Raw genomic sequence first — 17,160 nt, 5'->3', positions numbered from 1 at the left:
GTCATCCCCCCGGATGGTGTGCCGGCGCCGTACGGCGCCCTGCGTCCACCGTACGTCGCGACGGTGCCGGCTACCACCCGTGCCGACTACCACCCGCCCCGCGTCGGGGTCTCGCTCTCGCGTGCGTCGTCGGGCATCTCCATCTCGGCCCTCAGCCCGAGCAGTCGGATCGGACGGGCGGGCTCGATGCGGTCGGCGGCGAACCGGCGCACGTGCGCCAGCACCTCCTCGCGATCGGCAGTGGTCGGCACCTTGCGGCTGAACGTCTTGGTGAGGAACGGCGCGTACCGCACCTTGAGCGTCAGGCGCATCACGGGTCGCCCCTCGGCGGCGACGTCGTCGAGCACCGCCTCGGCGAGCACGCGCAGCGCGGCCTCGACCTCGGCGGCCTCGACGAGATCATGCTGGTACGTGGTCTCCCTGCTGTGTCCGCGGGCGACCCGCTCGGAGTCGTCGACCACGCTGCCGCCCTCGCCGCGGCCGAGTTCGCGGTACCAGGCGCCCATCCGCGGACCGAACTCGGCGATCAGCGGCTCGAGCTCGGCAGCGGCCAGCTCGGCCACCGTCGCGATGCCGAGGGTGCCGAGCCGCTTCGAGACCTTCGATCCGACGCCCCACAGCTCGATCGTGGGCCGGTGGCCCATCACCTCGAGCCAGTTCTCGGCGGTGAGGCGGAACACCCCCTGCGGCTTGCCGAACCCGGTCGCGATCTTCGCGCGCACGAGCGTGTCGCCGATGCCCACGCTGCAGTGCAGCCGCGTGCGATCGAGCACGGCGCGCTGCATCGCTCTCGCAGACGCCTCGGGGTCGTCGACATCGACGCCCACGAACGCCTCGTCCCATCCGAGCACCTGCACGGTCGCGCCCGGCTGCGCGCGCAACGTCGACATGACGGCGACGGATGCCTCGGTGTAGGCGTCGTGGTCGACCGGGAGGATCACCGCGTCGGGTGCCTTGCGCGCGGCGATACGCAGCGGCATCCCGGAACCGACGCCGAACGCGCGGGCCTCGTACGACGCCGTCGACACGACCGCGCGTTCCGTCGGGTCGCCGCGACCGCCGACGATGACCGGGAGTCCCTCGAGTTCGGGGCGCCGCAGCACCTCGACCGCAGCGATGAACTGGTCGAGGTCGACGTGCAGCACCCAGGAGGCCACGGGACCAGTCTGGCGCGCTGCGGCTCGGACGCGCCGGTTCAGCCGAGAACGGCGTCGACGAGCTGCGCGGCCGTCTCGGGTTCGGCCGGTTCGCCGGCCAGCGCGAGGAGCACGATCGCGCCGACGAGCGCCCGGCTGAACGGCTGCGTCGGTCGCGTCGGCGAGAACTGCCCGACGTCCACTGCGGACTCGAGGCGGGCGTTCAGCAGGTGGTTGATGCCGAGCGCCTCGCCGAGGCGTTCGCCGATGCTCGGCCGGTCGATGGCCGCCGCGACGAGGGAGCGCACGAGAGAGGCCCCGCCGCCGTCGAGGAAGTTCAGGATGCCGCCGATCCAGACCGTGAGGTCGGCACGCAGGTCGCCCGTGTCGGGCGGCGACATGTACTCGCGGAGCAGCAGGCCCTCGACCATGCAGTCGGCGACGACCGCGCTCTTGGAGGGCCACCAGCGGTAGATGGTCTGCTTGCCGACGTGCGCCTCGGCAGCGATGCCCTCCATGGTGAGCTGGTCGTAGCCGCGAGTCTCGAACAGGCGGGCGGTGGCCTCGAGAATGGCGACCCGCGCGGCTTCGCTGCGGACCGGACCACGTCGATGCTCGGACACCTGCACATGGTACTCACAGAAAGACGAGACGGTCCGTCTCGTATGATGTCGAGGTCGATCGTGCCGGCGATCGCGATGAGAGGACACGACGTGGCTGAGCTGTTGTACCGACTGGGCAAGTTCTCGGCGAGGCGGGCCTGGGTCGTCATCGGCGCCTGGCTCGTGGTGCTCGCCATCGCCGTCGGTGGGTTCCTCATCGGCTTCAAGGGCCTCGCGACGAGCTTCGACGTGCCCGGCACCGCTTCGGGCGACGTGATCGCCGAACTCGAGCAGGAGCTGGCCGAGTTCAGCGGGGCATCCGGAACCGTCGTTTTCACGACCGACGACGGCTCGGCGCTCACGGCCGACCAGCAGGCGCAGATCAGCGCGCTCGTCGCCGACCAGAACGACCTGATCGACGTCGCCGACGTCATCGACCCGTTCGAAGCGCAGCAGCAGCTCGAAGACCAGCAGCAGCAGCTCGCCGACGGACAGGCGAAGATCGACGACGCGACCGCCCAGCTCGATGCGGGCCAGCAGCAGCTCGACGCGGGCACGGCGCAGGCGGAGGCCGGCCAGGCCCAGCTCGACGCCGCGCAGGCGCAGCTCGACGCCGGGCGCCAGCAGGCCGAGGCCGCCGGCGCCCCGACCGACGAGCTCGACGCGCAGCAGGCGCAGCTCGACGCCCAGCAGGCCCAGCTCGACGCCGGCACGGCGCAGCTCGCAGACCAGCAGCAGCAGCTCGACGACGGGCGCACCGAGCTCGAGACGCAGGCCGAACAGCTCGAGCTCGGCACCGAGCTCGCCGGCTACGCCGACGGCATCCGCCTCGTCTCCGAAGACGGCTCGACCGCCCTCGTGAGCGTGTCATTCACCGAGCCGCGCCTCGACCTCTCGGAGGAGTCGAAGCAGTCGGTGATCGACCACTTCGAGTCCGAGCCCATCGAGGGCGTCTCGGTCTCGTTCTCGACCGACATCTCGCAGGGCATCCCCGAGATCTTCGGCGTCGGCGAGGCGATCGGCCTCATCATCGCCGCCATCGTGCTGCTCGTGATGCTCGGTTCGGTCATCGCCGCATCGCTGCCGCTCGTCACCGCGATCTTCGGCGTCGCCGTCGGCATCCTCGGATCGCTCGCCTTCTCGGGCGTCGTCGACATGGCCTCGGTCACGCCGATGCTCGCCGTCATGCTGGGCCTCGCGGTCGGCATCGACTACTCGCTCTTCGTCGTGAACCGGCACCGCAAGCAGCTCCTCCAGGGCGCCGAGGTCGTCGAGTCGATCGGGCTCGCGAACGGCACCTCGGGCAACGCGGTCGTCTTCGCCGGCACCACGGTGATCGTGGCCCTGCTCGCCCTGAACATCACGGGCGTGCCGTTCCTCGGGCTCATGGGCACGGTCGGCGCGGTCGCCGTGTTCGTCGCCGTGATCATCTCGACGACCCTCACCCCCGCCCTGCTCGGGCTGCTCGGCATGCGGATCCTCCGCCGGAAGGTGCGCGCCCACCTGGGCGAGGGCAACCGGCACGAGCCACCCGTCGTGAAGCCCATGTCGACGCTGCGTGCCGTGCTGACCGGCCTCGTCGCGATCGTCGCGCTGCTCGTCGTCGCGATCCCCGCCCTCTCGATGCGCGTCGGCCTGCCCGACGGCTCGACCGAACCGCACGACTCGTCCTCCTACGAGGCGTTCACAGTCGCCGAGCAGCAGTTCGGCGCCGGTGCGAACAGCCCGCTGCTCGTCACGGCGCAGCTGCCAGAGGGCACGACCGACGACGAGGTGCTCGCGCTGCAGGTCGACGTGGCCTCGACGCTCGCCGCACAGGACAGCGTGGTCGCCGTCGCGCCCATCGCGGTCTCCGACGACAACACCCTCGCGGCGTTCCAGGTGGTGCCGGCCGAGGGCCCCAGCGCCGAGTCGACCGAGCAGCTCGTGCGGGACCTGCGCGATCTGCCGCCCGTGAACGGCGACATCCCGCTCGGCGTCGCAGGCCAGACCGCGATCAACATCGACATCTCCGAGGGGCTGTCCGACGTGCTGCCGCTCTACCTCACGGTGGTCGTCGGGCTCTCGCTCCTCATCATGATCCTGGTGTTCCGCTCGCTGCTCGTGCCGCTCATCGCCACCGGCGGGTTCATCCTGTCGCTGTTCGCGACGTACGGCGCGATCGTCGCGGTGTTCCAGTGGGGCTGGTTCGCCGACCCGCTCGGCATCAGCACGGGCCCGATCCTGAGCTTCCTGCCGGTGATCCTCGTCGGCATCCTGTTCGGGCTCGCGATGGACTACCAGCTGTTCCTCGCGACCGGCATGCGCGAGGCGTACGTGCACGGGTCGTCGGCCAAGCTCGCGGTGGCGCAGGGCTTCCGCGCCGGCCGCTCGGTCGTGACGGCCGCGGCGCTCATCATGGTCTCGGTCTTCGGCGGGTTCGTGTTCTCGGACTCGACCATGATCCGCTCGGTCGGCTTCGGCCTCGCCTTCGGCGTGCTCGTCGACGCGTTCGTCGTGCGCATGCTCCTCATGCCCGCGATCATGCACCTGCTCGGCCGCTCGGCCTGGTGGATCCCGAAGTGGCTCGACCGCATCATGCCCGACGTCGACGTCGAGGGGGCCGCGCTCGAGCGTCGCCACCACCTCGTCACGGTCGAGGACGGGGCGGATGCCGCGGGCGAGCCCGCTGCAGAAGCGGAACCGGCTCTCGACCAGGCGTGAGCCGGGCCCTAGGCTCGCCCCATGCGGAGCCCGGCGGCCTATGTGCGTGGAGTGCGTCACCCTGAGGCGTTCCACGGCGACGGGGTGACGAAGGGCTACTTCGAGGGCTGGTACAACAAGGTGGTCACGGCCGACCGCGCACAGCGGTGGGCCGTGATCCCCGGGGTGTTCCGGGGCATCGGCGCCGATTCGACGACCGGGGCGAGCACCGACGAGGCGTTCGTGCAGGTGCTCGACGGACTCACCGGGCGCAGTTGGTACCACCGGTTCGAGGTCGGCGAGTTCGCGGCATCCGACCGGGAGTTCGACGTGCGCGTCGGACCGAACCGCTTCTCGCCCAGCGGCATGACCCTCGACCTGCCGCAGCTGCGCGGCGAGATCGCCTACGCCACCCCGCTCGAGCCGTGGCCGGTCACCGCGCGCGAGCCCGGCATCATGGGCTGGTACGGCCTCGTGCCCGCCATGGAGTGCTTCCACGGCATCGTCTCGTTCGGGCACGGCCTCGCCGGCGAGATCGAGATCGAGGGCCGGCCCGCGAGCTTCGACGGCGGCCGCGGCTACCTCGAGAAGGACTGGGGCAAGGCGTTCCCGGCCGGGTACGTGTGGATGGCCAGCAACCACCTCGACACCGAGATCGGCGACGGAACGGATGCCTCGCTCATCGCCTCGATCGCGATCATCCCGTGGCTCGGGCGGGCGTTCCGCGGCTCGATCGTGGGGCTGCGCCACAGCGGCCGCCTCCACCGGTGGACCACGTACAACCGCTCGAAGGAGACGCGCCTCTCGATCGACGACACCCACGTGCGCTGGAGCGTCACCGGGCCGGACGGCGTGCTCGAGCTCGACGCCGAGCGCGTGCGCGGCGGACTGCTGCACGCGCCGCTCCGCACGGCGATGCACCAGCGGGTCGAAGAGACGCTCGACGCGAGCATCGCGTTCCGCCACCTCGACCACGACGGGCGGGTGCTGCTCGCCGGCACCGCGGCGTGCGCGGGGCTCGAGGTGTTCGGCGACACCGAGCGGCTGCTCGCGCTGTAGCCGCCGATACATCCGCTCGCCCTCGGATCAGGAAAACGAACGCGAGTCAGGCCGATTCGGCGCGCAACATCCTGAGCAGCGCGTGTTCGCCTGAAGCGCGGATGTCGCGGCATCCACTCGCCCTCACCAGCGGTTGCGCACGTCCTCGGCCCAGCCGACCAGCCCGTCGACCTCGAGCCGCTCGCCGTCGACCTCGACCCAGCCCGACCAGGAGCCGAAGCACTGGTGCCCGTGCGAGCCGAAGACGACGAGCTCGGTCGCGCTCACGCGATCCCAGAACGGTTCGAATCGCAGGTCGGCCGTCGCGCCGTGGACGCGCCACGGCGCGAGCCAGTCGGCCTCGTCGTAGACCCAGTCGAGCTCCTCGCCGATCTTGTGCAGGCGCCCGTCGACGACGACGGCGTTCTCGGTCGAACCGGTGTCGTCGGTCCACTTGGCGCCGAGCTGCAGCCCGACCGTGCGGCCGTCGACCGTGCCGGAGCCGGCGCCCCAGTTCCAGACCATGCGGTACGGCCAGCGCCCGCGGCCGTGGTCGAGCACGGCCCAGCTCTCGCCGGCCACGACCTCGGTGCGCTCGACCCCGGCCGCTGAGTCGACCTCGACCCAGCCGGTCGCCGGGCGCGCGACATCCTTCACGGTGTACTGGAAGCGCGTGCTCGACCAGGGCACGACCACGCCGAGGGCCTCGTGCCCCGCCGGTCGCTCGGCGAACACCTCGAACCGCACGCCCTCGGCGCCCGAGACCGTCGCCCTGAGCAGCGTGCCGTCGACGCCGTCGCGCTGCGCGTCGGCGATGTCGATCGCGAGCCCGCGGGCGCGGGCCGCCGCCGGGCCGTCGCCGAGCGACGCGGGCAGGGTCGCCCCGCGACCGAACGGCGCGATCGCGGTGCGGTCGATCACCCGCCCATCGCGACGGTCGTACACGAGCACGGCGTGCACCGCCGCGTAGTCGATCGACGAGACGGTGACGGCGAGCACGTGCGTCGGCGTCATCACGCCCCAGTACTCCCAGCGCTTGTTGCGGCCCCACACCCGGCGTCCGTCGATGCCCGAGGTGTCGTGCAGCGGGGTGCGGGTCCAGCCGACGGCCGCGGGGTCGAGGCGCCCATCGGGACCGCACAGGGCGACCGTCGAGGTGAGCTCGCGCTCGGCGACGAAGCGGCCGGCGCGGACGCCGACGGTCGGGGCGGCGGCGGGGTCGTCGGGGCGGCTCATGGGTCCTCGTTCTCGGGCGCGTTTCAACGGTGAAATCCGCGCCACGGTACCACCGACCGAGCCGCCCAGGGCGCACCCTGCCGCCTCACAGGCGACAGGACTAGGCTGAAATGTGACTTCCGGCGAAAACCCCGTCGTGGCCGAGGCTCCTGAAGAGCCCGCCGCGATCAGCTTCGCCGACCTCGGACTCGACGGCGCCGTACTCAAGGCCCTCTCCGACGTCGGCTATGAAACTCCCTCGGCCATCCAGGCCGCTACCATTCCGACCCTCCTCGCAGGGCGCGACGTCGTGGGCCTGGCCCAGACCGGCACCGGCAAGACGGCCGCCTTCGCGCTGCCGATCCTCGCCCGACTCGACGAGTCCCAGAAGACCCCGCAGGCGCTCGTGCTCGCTCCGACGCGCGAGCTCGCCCTGCAGGTCTGCGAGGCGTTCGAGAAGTACGCGTCGCGCATGCGCGGCGTGCACATCCTGCCCGTCTACGGCGGACAGGGCTACGGCGTGCAGCTCTCGGCCCTGCGCCGCGGCGTGCACATCGTCGTCGGCACGCCCGGTCGCATCATGGACCACCTCGACAAGGGCACGCTCGACCTCTCGGAGCTCAAGTACCTCGTGCTCGACGAGGCCGACGAGATGCTCAAGATGGGCTTCGCCGAAGACGTCGAGACGATCCTCGCCGACACCCCCGACGACAAGCAGGTCGCCCTGTTCTCGGCGACCATGCCGTCGGCCATCCGGCGCATCTCGAAGCAGTACCTGAACAACCCCGAAGAGATCACGGTCAAGACCAAGACCACGACCTCCTCGACCATCACGCAGCGCTACCTCGTCGTCGCGCACCAGCAGAAGATCGACGCCCTCACGCGCATCCTCGAGGTCGAGAACTTCGAGGGCATGATCATCTTCGTACGCACCAAGAGCGTCACCGAAGAACTCGCCGAGAAGCTCCGCGCACGCGGGTACTCCGCCGCGGCCATCAACGGCGACATCGCCCAGGCCCAGCGCGAGCGCACCGTCAACCAGCTGAAGTCGGGCAAGCTCGACATCCTCGTGGCGACGGATGTCGCGGCTCGCGGCCTCGACGTCGAGCGCATCTCGCACGTGGTCAACTACGACATCCCGACCGACACCGAGTCGTACGTGCACCGCATCGGCCGCACCGGCCGCGCCGGCCGCACCGGCGACGCGATCAGCTTCGCGACCCCCCGCGAGCGCCGTCTCATTTCGGCGATCGAGAAGGCCACCCGCCAGGAGCTCACGCAGATGCAGCTCCCGAGCGTCGAAGACGTCAACGTCACGCGCCTCTCGCGCTTCGACGACCGCATCACCGCGGCGCTCGAGCAGTCCGAGCGCATCGAGGGCTTCCGCGACATCATCGGCCACTACATGAAGCACCACGACGTGCCCGAGGTCGACGTGGCCGCGGCGCTCGCCGTGGTCGCGCAGGGCGAGTCCCCGCTGCTGCTCGAGCCCGAGCCCGTGCGCCCCGCGCGCGAGTGGAAGGAGCGCGACGACCGCGGCAGCCGCGATCGCGACGACCGTGGCGGGCGCGATGGCGGCTCGCGCGGCGGACGCTACGACGACGACCGCGGCGGCGACCGTCGCTCGCGCGGCGGCCCCCAGCTCGCGACCTACCGCATCGCCGTCGGGCGACGCCACAAGGTCGAGCCGCGCCAGATCGTCGGCGCGCTCGCCAACGAGGGCGGCCTGCGCCGCGAAGACTTCGGTGCGATCCAGATCCGCCCCGACTTCTCGCTCGTCGAGCTGCCGGCCGACCTGCCCCGCGAGACGCTCGAGCGCCTCGACGGCACGCGCATCAGCGGACGCCTCATCGAACTGCGCCCCGACCGCGGCGCCCCTCAGCGTCGTGACGGCGGACGCGACGGCGGCCCGCGCCGCTCGTACGGCGACCGCGACGACCGGCCTCGCCGCTCGTTCGACCGCGACGACAAGCCGCGCCGTTCGTACGACGACAAGCCGGCCCGCTCCTACGACGACAAGCCCGCGCGCTCGAACGACGACGCCCCGGCCGGCGACGACGGCGCCTCCCGCAAGCCGCGCCACAAGGGCACGCGCGACGAGTAGTCGCCCGTGCGGCTGATCCTCGCCGCGACCGCTGCGGTCGTGCTGCTCGCGGGCCTCGCCCTGCAGTTGCTCGACCGCACGGTCGCGATCGACCTCGCCGGGAGCGCGCTCTACGCGTGCCTCGTCGGGCTCCTCGTCGCGATCGCGTGGCCGCGCCTGCCCGGCTGGGCCATCGCCTCGGCCGGCTTCGGCATCTCGGCCGCGGTCGAGCTGCTGCAGCTCACCGGCATCCCGTCGCGCCTCGTCGACGTCGTGCCGCCCCTGCGGCTCGTGTTCGGCAGCTCGTTCGACCCGCTCGACCTCGTCGGGTATGCGCTCGGCGCCCTGCTGCTGCTCGCGCTCGTGCCCCTCGCGCGTGCCGCCGCAGTGCGGGGCGGAGCTTCAGCGCGGGCGAACGGGCGGGCCACCACGAGGGCCACCGATCCTCGGGCAGCACGCGACGACGGCTGACGCGGCATCCGGAGCCCGCGAGGTTTCGACTCGGTCACACTCCGCCTTCATGTCTCGTTCAGATTGGCGTGGTCGGCTAGGTTGAGCGCGACGCCCGACGTCGTGCGTCACAGCCGATCGATGGGACTCCCCGTGAACACCCGGATCGCCGAATACCCTCGGCCGCTCCATTTCCTGCTGCACATCAGCGACACGCACCTGCTCGCCGGCGGCGGCAGCCTCTACGATCGCGTGGCCAGCGAGCAGCACCTGCGCACGCTCTTCGACGAGTTCGAGGCCTCGGGCGGGCGCCCCGAGGCGATCGTCTTCACGGGCGACCTGGCCGACAAGGGCGAGCCCGACGCGTACGACCGCATCCGCCGGATCGTCGACCCCGTGGCCGAGCGCCTCGGGTCGCAGGTGATCTGGGTCATGGGCAACCACGACGACCGGGCGGCCTTCCGCAAGGGCCTGCTCGACGACGAGGTCGGCGGATACCGGTCGGTCGACCGCGTCGACGACGTCAACGGCCTGCGGGTCATCACGCTCGACTCGACCGTGCCCGGGCACCACCACGGCGAGGTCTCGGCCGACCAGCTCGACTGGCTCGCCGAGGAGCTCTCGATCCCGGCGCCGCACGGCACGATCCTCGCCATGCACCACCCGCCCGTGCCGAGCGTGCTCGACCTCGCGGTGTCGGTCGAGCTGCGCGAGCAGTCCGGTCTCGCCGAGGTCGTCGAGGGCAGCGACATCCGCTCGATCATCGCCGGGCACCTGCACTACTCGTCGACGGCGATGTTCGCGGGCGTGCCCGTGTCGGTCGCGTCGGCCAGCTGCTACACGCAAGACCTCAACGTGCCCGTCGGCGGCACCCGCGGCCGCGACGGCGCGCGCGCCTTCAACCTCATTCACGTGTACCCGTCGACCGTGCTGCACTCGGTCGTGCCGCTGGGCGCGACGCCCGCCCTCGACTGGATCGACGCCGCCGAGAGCGCCCGCCGACTCGCGGCCGACGGCATCTCGATCGCGGATGTCGCGGCGCCACCGGTGCCGAAGGACCCGCCGTTCACCATGCCGATCCCGGTGCTCTCCCGCTGACCCCTGCCGCTTAGGTCCCGCGGTTCGCCGCGCGCCCGTTCATCGGCGCAACTCCGGATGTCGACGCGGACGCGCCGTCACCCGGCGCGGATCCGCGGCGTGCCGGAGCCGGCATCCGGAGTTCCGCAGGTGCGGCGCGGCGCGGAGCGCCGCACACGGGCGCGGGCGTGCGGGCGCCTCAGGCGGTGAGGTCGGGCACCGAGGGCGCGGCGGGCGGCGAGCCGGCCGGCGTCGAGGCCGAGAGCAGTGGCGCGCCAGAGGCATCCGTCGCCTTCTCCCATGGGGCGGGGAACGGGAAGTAGTGCTCGAGGAACTCGGTGACCGCCGCAGTGCGCTCCTCGACCGAGATCTCGGGCTTGCTGCCGTCGTTGAGGCAGAACATGTCCTGGTCGCGGCGCTTCAGCAGCCGGCGCATCGCAGGCAGGGCGCGCTTCAGCGTGGTCTCGATGTACTTCACGCGCGCGTCGGTCTGCACGACCGCGCGCCCGGTGAGCAGCGCGTAGTAGTGGTAGAGCGAGTTCGTGACCGAGATGTCGGTCGCCGAGCGGAAGCGGCTCGCGGCCGTGCGTCGGAACTCCTCGGGGAACGCGGCCTCGAGGTCGGCCATGCCCGACTTGCGCAGGGGCGCCGCGCAGTGCTCGAGGTGGCGCGTCGTGACCTTGCCGAAGCGGTCGCGCAGCAGGGCGCGGTTGACGCGTGCGGCGTTCTCGAAGCCCGAGCGGCCGGGGTGGGTGTCGCCGAGTCCGATGCGGGTCGCCGCCTCGACGAACTTCGTGATGCCGCCGGGCGAGAAGAACAGGTCGGGTGAGACCGGGCGCCCGAAGAACATGTCGTCGTTCGAGTAGAGGAAGTGCTCGGCGAGGCCCTCGATGTTGTGCAGCTGGCTCTCGACGGCGTGCGAGTTGTGCGTGGGCAGCACCGAGGTGTCGGCGAACATCTCCTCGCTGCGCACGATGGTGACCTTCGGATGCCGCGCCAGCCACTCGGGCGCCGGCGAATCGGTCGCGATGAAGATGCGCCTGATCCACGGGGCGAACAGGTGCACCGACCGCAGGGCGTACTTGAGTTCGTCGATCTGCCGGTAGCGGGCCTCGGAGTCGTCGCCGTCGCCGACGACGTAGCTGGCCATGCGCTTCGCGCGCTCGCGCACGAACTCGTCGCTCGAGCCGTCGACCCACGAGAAGACGAGGTCGATGTCGAAGTCGACGTCGCTCGCGAGCGGCGTGAACATGTGCTCGAGCGTGGGCCAGTCGCGGCCGTGCAGGTGCACGACGTCGTCGATCGCCTCGGAGCGGGGGAGCGTGCGGCGCATGAGCGCGTTCTCGTGCGGCGCCTCGATGGTGTCGTCGCCGAACCGCCAGAACTCCAGCTGCACGCCGGTCTCGGCACCGTAGCGCAGACGGCCGACCGGCTCGACGCGGGGGCGGTGGATGCGCACGACCGACGCCTTGCGGTGGCCCGACAGCCGCCCGTCGGCGAGCAGCACCGGGTAGGCGCCGCCGTTGCGGGCCGGCTCGACGGTCTCGGCGTAGAACGGTTCGGTCGCGAACGCCTCGGCGAGGGCGCGCGTCACGGCCTTGCGGTCGGCGCGGTCGACGGCGATCACCAGGCGCTCGTCGTTGCCGCGCACGAGCAGGAAGCCGATGCCGGCCTCGTCGAGGGCGGCTCCGAGCGCGCACAGGTCCTCGATCATCGACTCGCGCGGGGTGAGGTGTCCGTTGCGCAGTGCGTACTGCCCCTTGCGCATGACGATGTCGTCGCGGTCGAAGCGAGGGTCGCGCGGCGGCGAGGTCACGAGCACGAGCTCTGCGGCATCCGAGATGCGCAGGGGCGGCTGGCTCGAGGGATCGGTGCGCGCGAAGGAGGCGGCGCGATCGGCGAGGCGGTCATGGCCGCGATCGCGGTTGCGCTCGTCGTCGCTCCCGCGCTTGCGGTCGGACTGGGGTTCGAGGTCGTTCGTCGTCACGTAGCTGGACTCCTGAATGTCTGGGAGCCGCACGAAGCTCATCGGAACCTCGATTCTACGGCCGCCGCCTGAACGACCGATATCGTCACGTGCATTGCGCCGGATGACGCGGCCGAACGCACGCGAACGCCGCGAAACGGCCTCGAAACGCCCTGAAACGCCCGAGCGTGACGGTCGGTGACGTCATCGGACACCGCGTGTCCACCGCGATTGCGGGCGGGCCGACCGCCTTCGTACCTTCGTGCTCACCCCGGGGACACCGCCCGGCCGACACGCGAAGGAGGCACCGATGAGCGACACGATCGTGCGGTTCATCGCCGCGGACGACCCGCTGGCCAGACCGCTGCTCGATGACCTCGAGCGCGAATACGACGCACGCTACGGCGACCTCTTCGGTGAGGTCGCGAGCGTGGAGATCAACCGCTACCCGGTGCAGGAGTTCGCACTGCCGTCCGGTGCCTTCCTCGTGCTCGTCGAGTTCGTCGACGGCGTCGAGACGCCGATCGCCGGCGGCGCGTTCCGCCGCTACGACGAGCGCACGGCCGAGCTCAAGCGCATCTGGACCCGCGCCGACCGTCGCGGCCAGGGCCTCGCCGGCCGGGTCGTCGCCGCCCTCGAGGCCGAGGCGCGTCGACTGGGCTACACCGACATCTACCTGACCACCGGCCCGCGTCAGCCCGAGGCCGTCTCGCTCTACCTGCGCGAGGGGTACGAGCCGCAGTTCGACACGACGCTGCCGCCGGCCGAGGTCGGCATCCACGGGTTCCGCAAGCACGTCGGCGGGGTTCCGGTCGACACCGGCTCGGTCCCCGCGAGCGCGGCAGCAAGCACGCACGCAACCACCCCCGCCGCGGCATCCGTCGCCCGTGAAGGAGCCCTCGCATGAGCGCGACATCCGCCCAGCTCAAGCAGCAGAACGCGACCAGCCCGGGCACGACCGGCCCCGGCGCGACCGGCCCCGACCGCTACCGCGGCGAGATCGAGCACGGCCTGAAGGTCGTGCCGGTCAAGCACTGGGGCCGTTGGGTGCTCTCGGCAGTCGTCGCATTCGTCATCCTCCAGTTCCTGTGGTCGCTCGCGAGCAACGAGAAGTGGCAGTGGGACGTCTTCGCCGAGTACTTCTTCGCCCCCTCGGTGCTGAACTCGCTCGTGCTCACGCTGCAGCTCACCGTCATCTCGGGCGTCATCGGCTTCGCGCTCGGCGCCGTGCTCGCGGTGTTCCGCCTGTCGAAGTCGCCGCTGCTGAACGCCGCAGCGTGGTGGTACATCTGGTTCTTCCGGTCGGTGCCGCTCGTCGTGCAGATCCTCGTCTGGTACAACCTCGGCTACCTGTATCCGACGCTCGGGCTCGGCACCCCGTTCACGACGGACTTCTGGCTCGCCGAGTTCCCGACCACGACCCTGATCAGCGCGTTCGCTGCCGCGACCATCGGACTCTCGCTGCACCAGGCGGCGTACTCGGCCGAGATCATCCGCGCCGGCATCCTGTCGGTCGACCAGGGTCAGGTCGAGGCCGCCGCCTCGCTCGGCCTGCCGCGTCGCATCCGCTTCTTCCGCATCACGCTGCCGCAGGCGGCCCGGGCGATCGTGCCGAACGCGTTCAACGAGATCATCGGACTCGTGAAGGGCACCTCGGTGGTCTTCATCGTCGCGCTGCCCGAGCTCTTCTACACGGTGCAGGTCATCTACAACCGCAACCAGCGGGTCATCCCGCTGCTGCTCGTGGCCGTCGTCTGGTACGCGATCATCACGACCGTGCTCTCGGTCGCGCAGTACTACGTCGAGCGCCGATACGCCCGAGGCGCGGTGCGCGAATTGCCGCCGACGCCCATCCAGCGCGCACGCCAGTGGGTCTCCGAGCAGTGGTCGCGCCTCGGCGACAACCCGAGCCAGGGCGGTGGGGCGGATGCCGCGGCGCACGCCACGACTCCAAGCACGCCGGCCGGGGCGGGCGACCGAGCCCCCGGCGAGGGCGAGCCCGCGCACGAACGCGCAACGTCGGCCGCGCCGGGCGTGACCGTGGCCAAACGTGCCGCCGCGGCATCCGTCGCCGATGCAGCCGGAGCCTGTGACGCGGCCGACGCCGCCGGCCCGACCGCCGCACTGACCACGACCGCCCAGCGCCGCAACGGAGGCACCCGATGAGCCAGACCGCCCTCGCCCCGTCGTTCGACGGCAACATCCCCATTGCCCCTCGCCCGACGGCGACTGTCGGCCGCGTCGAGATCAGCGACGTCACGAAGTCGTACGGCACGAACACCGTGCTGCGCGACGTGTCGCTGACCATCGCGCCCGGCGAGGTCGTTGCGCTCATCGGCCCCTCGGGATCGGGCAAGTCGACGCTGCTGCGAACGATCAATCACCTCGAGACCGTCGACCGCGGATCGATCACGCTCGACGGCCAGTACATCGGCTACGAGGAGCGTGGCGGCAAGCTGCACGAGCTGCGCGAGGCCGAGATCCTGCGGCGGCGCACCCAGTTCGGGCTCGTGTTCCAGAACTTCAACCTGTTCCCGCACCTCACCGCGATCGAGAACGTCGTCGAGGCGCCGGTCGCCCTCAAGCGGCTCACGAAGCCCGAGGCCCGCGAGCTCGCCAAGGCGCTGCTCGCACGGGTCGGCCTCGCCGACAAGGTCGACCACTACCCGCGCCAGCTCTCGGGCGGGCAGCAGCAGCGCGTCGCGATCGCACGCGCCCTCGCGCTCTCGCCGAAGGTGCTGCTCTTCGACGAACCGACCAGCGCGCTCGACCCCGAACTCGTCGGCGAGGTGCTCGACGTGATCCGCGGACTCGCGCGCGACGGCACCACGCTCATCGTGGTCACGCACGAGATCGGGTTCGCCAGGGAGGTCGCCGACCGCGTCGTCTTCCTCGACGGCGGCGAGATCGTCGAGCAGGGCACGCCCATTCAAGTGCTGCGCTCGCCGAAGCAGCAGCGCACCAGGGACTTCCTTGCGAAGGTGCTCTAGCACCGGGCACCGAGTCCGACCTCGCGTCGGGCACGCATCGCGAGCAAGACAAGCCCCGGTGCGGCATGGCAGTGCCGCACCGGGCGATCCGAGAAACCGTCCGGCCATCGGAACAGTTCGACACTAGGAGCATCCATCATGGCGATCAACAAGAAGCAGGCGGGGGTGATCGTCGCGGGCGTCGCGGCGGTGGCCCTCATCGGCGGCGGCATCACGTGGGCCGTCCTGGCCGGCGCCAACAACTCGGCCGAGGCGGCCGACGGCGGCAGCAAGACCACCGAGGAGCAGGTCGAGGCCTCGACGCAGTTCGACCTCACGTCGCAGAACGCGGCCGACCGCCCGAGCATCGAGCCGGTCGAGGCGGCCGTCGCAGCGCTCAAGGAGAGCGGCTTCGAGCCCATCGAGGCCGGCAAGCTCACCGTCGCGATCTCGCCGTTCGCGGCCCCGCTCGGCGTGCTCGCGTCCGACGACGACACCACCATCATCGGCAGCGAGGCGGACTTCGGCGCGCTCATCGCCGACGGCCTCGACCTCGAGTACAACCCGGTCGCCGTGAACTGGGCCGACTGGCCCCTCGGCATCCAGTCGGGCAAGTACGACCTCATCGCGTCGAACGTGACCGTGACCGAAGAGCGCAAGGAGCTCTACGACTTCGCGAGCTACCGTCAGGACCTGCTCGGCTTCTACGTGAAGGCCGACAACGAGATCGACTCGATCTCCGAGGCCGCCGACATCTCCGGCCTGTCGATCGTCGTCGGCTCGGGCACCAACCAGGAGAAGATCCTGCTCGCCTGGAACGAGGAGCTCGAGGCCGACGGCGAAGAGCCCGCAGAACTCGTCTACTACGACGACCAGGCCGCGGCGACCCTCGCGCTCACCTCCGGACGTGTCGACGCGACCTTCGGCCCGAACGCCACCTCCGCCTACCAGGCGGCCACGACCGGTGAGACGAAGCTCGTCGGCACCATCAACGGCGGATGGCCCGAGACCGCGCCGATCGCCGCAGGCACCGCCAAGGGCAACGGCCTCATCGAGCCCGTGCAGCTCGTGCTCCAGTCGATCATCGACGACGGCACCTACGCCGAGGTGCTCGACCGTTGGGCGCTGACCAGCGAGTCGGTCGATGCCTCCGAGATCAACCCTCCCGGGTTGCCGAAGTCCGAGTGAGGCAGAAGCTCGGATGACGGCGGATGCCGCGCAGCGGGTGGCTGCGCGGCATCCGGTTTCTCCGGGCCGGTGCACTTCTGTCGGGCTCCTGAACCAGTGCTCGTGACGGAGAGGTGGAGCCGATGAACTCCTTCGATCGGTTCATGCTCGTGCTCGGCTCGTGCGGATACGGCGCCCTCTTCATGGTGCCGGCCGTCGGGCTCGTGCTGCACAGCGAGGCGCTCGACGCTGCTCCGGGCGACATCGAGCCGGCGCCGGCGTCGGGGACTCGCGGATCACGCGCCTGCCAGGACACCTCAGGGCGCTGCGATGCCGGATGTCACCGGCTGAACGATCGTCGCGTCACCCGGGCGTTCGCCCGCATCACCGCCGGCCTCGAGCCCGGCTGAACCACCTGTACCGACCCCATCGCGGTGTACCCAAGCGGCCCAAGGGAGCGGACTCATATCCCGCTATTCGCAGGTTCAAATCCTGCCATCGCGTCGAAGTCCTTTGCTGAGCACGAGAGTGCTCCCGGCTCAGACGGCGCCGATCCGGTGACCCTTCGATTTTCAGTGAGCCATGGCCGGTTTCGCTCAATTCTTGTGGTGACAATACCCCTATGATCAGGGATGCTTCGAAATGGTCTCTTGGTTCGGGCCGGCTTCACGGTCAGCGACGCCGCTCGATTCTCCAAATCGATCGCCGCCGCGATTGAAAGCACGTTTCCCGACCCCGCTCGATCACCCAGTGAGTACTGAGGCCGGGTCGGTGG

At 70.8% G+C, this 17,160-nt stretch carries 14 protein-coding genes and 1 tRNA gene; 11 read left to right on the top strand and 4 right to left on the bottom strand.

Annotation, left to right across the window (positions count from 1 at the left end):
- Positions 1–86 precede the first annotated feature (86 nt).
- Complete coding sequence (locus GQR16_RS13480; protein ID WP_484456020.1) at positions 87–1,157, bottom strand: DNA polymerase IV; 1,071 nt, start codon at positions 1,155–1,157, stop codon at positions 87–89.
- Positions 1,158–1,195: 38 nt separating this feature from the next.
- Complete coding sequence (locus GQR16_RS13475) at positions 1,196–1,759, bottom strand: TetR/AcrR family transcriptional regulator (protein WP_246200829.1); 564 nt, start codon at positions 1,757–1,759, stop codon at positions 1,196–1,198.
- 90 nt (positions 1,760–1,849) lie between these two features.
- Between GQR16_RS13475 and GQR16_RS13470 the strand changes: the two genes are divergently transcribed.
- Together GQR16_RS13470 and GQR16_RS13465 are read left to right on the top strand one after the other, a co-directional pair.
- Positions 1,850–4,441, top strand: coding sequence for an MMPL family transporter (locus GQR16_RS13470; protein ID WP_157415663.1), 2,592 nt, complete (start codon positions 1,850–1,852; stop codon positions 4,439–4,441).
- Positions 4,442–4,492: 51 nt separating this feature from the next.
- Complete coding sequence (locus GQR16_RS13465) at positions 4,493–5,479, top strand: tocopherol cyclase family protein (RefSeq protein WP_246200827.1); 987 nt, start codon at positions 4,493–4,495, stop codon at positions 5,477–5,479.
- Between the two features lie 123 nt (positions 5,480–5,602).
- Here GQR16_RS13465 and GQR16_RS13460 read toward each other — a convergent pair whose 3' ends face one another.
- On the bottom strand, positions 5,603–6,694 hold the full coding sequence (locus GQR16_RS13460) for a DUF2804 domain-containing protein (RefSeq protein WP_157415661.1): 1,092 nt from the start codon (positions 6,692–6,694) through the stop codon (positions 5,603–5,605).
- Between the two features lie 112 nt (positions 6,695–6,806).
- Between GQR16_RS13460 and GQR16_RS13455 the strand changes: the two genes are divergently transcribed.
- The 3 genes from GQR16_RS13455 to GQR16_RS13445 all read left to right on the top strand — a co-directional run bounded on the left by GQR16_RS13455 (position 6,807) and on the right by GQR16_RS13445 (position 10,304).
- Positions 6,807–8,777 (top strand): DEAD/DEAH box helicase, encoded by a 1,971-nt coding sequence (locus GQR16_RS13455; protein ID WP_211373516.1) that lies wholly within the window; start codon positions 6,807–6,809, stop codon positions 8,775–8,777.
- 6 nt (positions 8,778–8,783) lie between these two features.
- A complete protein-coding gene (locus GQR16_RS13450) occupies positions 8,784–9,227 on the top strand; it encodes a ribosomal maturation YjgA family protein (RefSeq protein ID WP_157415660.1) in 444 nt (147 codons plus the stop codon).
- 132 nt (positions 9,228–9,359) lie between these two features.
- Positions 9,360–10,304, top strand: coding sequence for a phosphodiesterase (locus tag GQR16_RS13445; RefSeq protein ID WP_246200826.1), 945 nt, complete (start codon positions 9,360–9,362; stop codon positions 10,302–10,304).
- Between the two features lie 178 nt (positions 10,305–10,482).
- On the opposite strand, the gene GQR16_RS13440 is transcribed toward GQR16_RS13445, so the two are convergent.
- On the bottom strand, positions 10,483–12,051 hold the full coding sequence (locus GQR16_RS13440) for a stealth family protein (protein WP_157415727.1): 1,569 nt from the start codon (positions 12,049–12,051) through the stop codon (positions 10,483–10,485).
- 508 nt (positions 12,052–12,559) lie between these two features.
- Between GQR16_RS13440 and GQR16_RS13435 the strand changes: the two genes are divergently transcribed.
- The 6 genes from GQR16_RS13435 to GQR16_RS13410 all read left to right on the top strand — a co-directional run bounded on the left by GQR16_RS13435 (position 12,560) and on the right by GQR16_RS13410 (position 16,889).
- Positions 12,560–13,156, top strand: a complete 597-nt coding sequence (locus tag GQR16_RS13435; protein ID WP_157415658.1) for a GNAT family N-acetyltransferase — start codon at positions 12,560–12,562, stop codon at positions 13,154–13,156.
- Positions 13,153–14,415 (top strand): ABC transporter permease subunit, encoded by a 1,263-nt coding sequence (locus GQR16_RS13430; RefSeq protein ID WP_157415657.1) that lies wholly within the window; start codon positions 13,153–13,155, stop codon positions 14,413–14,415. The genes GQR16_RS13435 and GQR16_RS13430 overlap by 4 nt, the downstream gene beginning before the upstream one ends.
- Positions 14,412–15,239 carry an amino acid ABC transporter ATP-binding protein gene (locus tag GQR16_RS13425; RefSeq protein ID WP_157415656.1) on the top strand — a complete coding sequence of 276 codons (828 nt, stop codon included), beginning with the start codon at positions 14,412–14,414 and terminating at the stop codon, positions 15,237–15,239. The genes GQR16_RS13430 and GQR16_RS13425 overlap by 4 nt, the downstream gene beginning before the upstream one ends.
- 138 nt (positions 15,240–15,377) lie before the next feature.
- Positions 15,378–16,406: an ABC transporter substrate-binding protein gene (locus GQR16_RS13420; protein WP_157415655.1), complete on the top strand. Its 1,029-nt coding sequence runs from the start codon at positions 15,378–15,380 to the stop codon at positions 16,404–16,406.
- A gap of 122 nt (positions 16,407–16,528) precedes the next feature.
- The gene (locus tag GQR16_RS13415; protein WP_157415654.1) at positions 16,529–16,795 is read left to right on the top strand and encodes a hypothetical protein; all 267 of its coding nucleotides are present in this window, start codon (positions 16,529–16,531) and stop codon (positions 16,793–16,795) included.
- A gap of 20 nt (positions 16,796–16,815) precedes the next feature.
- Positions 16,816–16,889, top strand: a tRNA-Met gene (locus tag GQR16_RS13410).
- The last annotated feature ends 271 nt before the right edge of the window (positions 16,890–17,160 follow it).

Origin of the sequence: Agromyces allii, from assembly GCF_009749385.1 — a bacterium.
GTDB classification, from domain to species: Bacteria; Actinomycetota; Actinomycetes; order Actinomycetales; family Microbacteriaceae; genus Agromyces; species Agromyces allii.
This window is presented reverse-complemented; position numbering and strand designations above follow the sequence as displayed.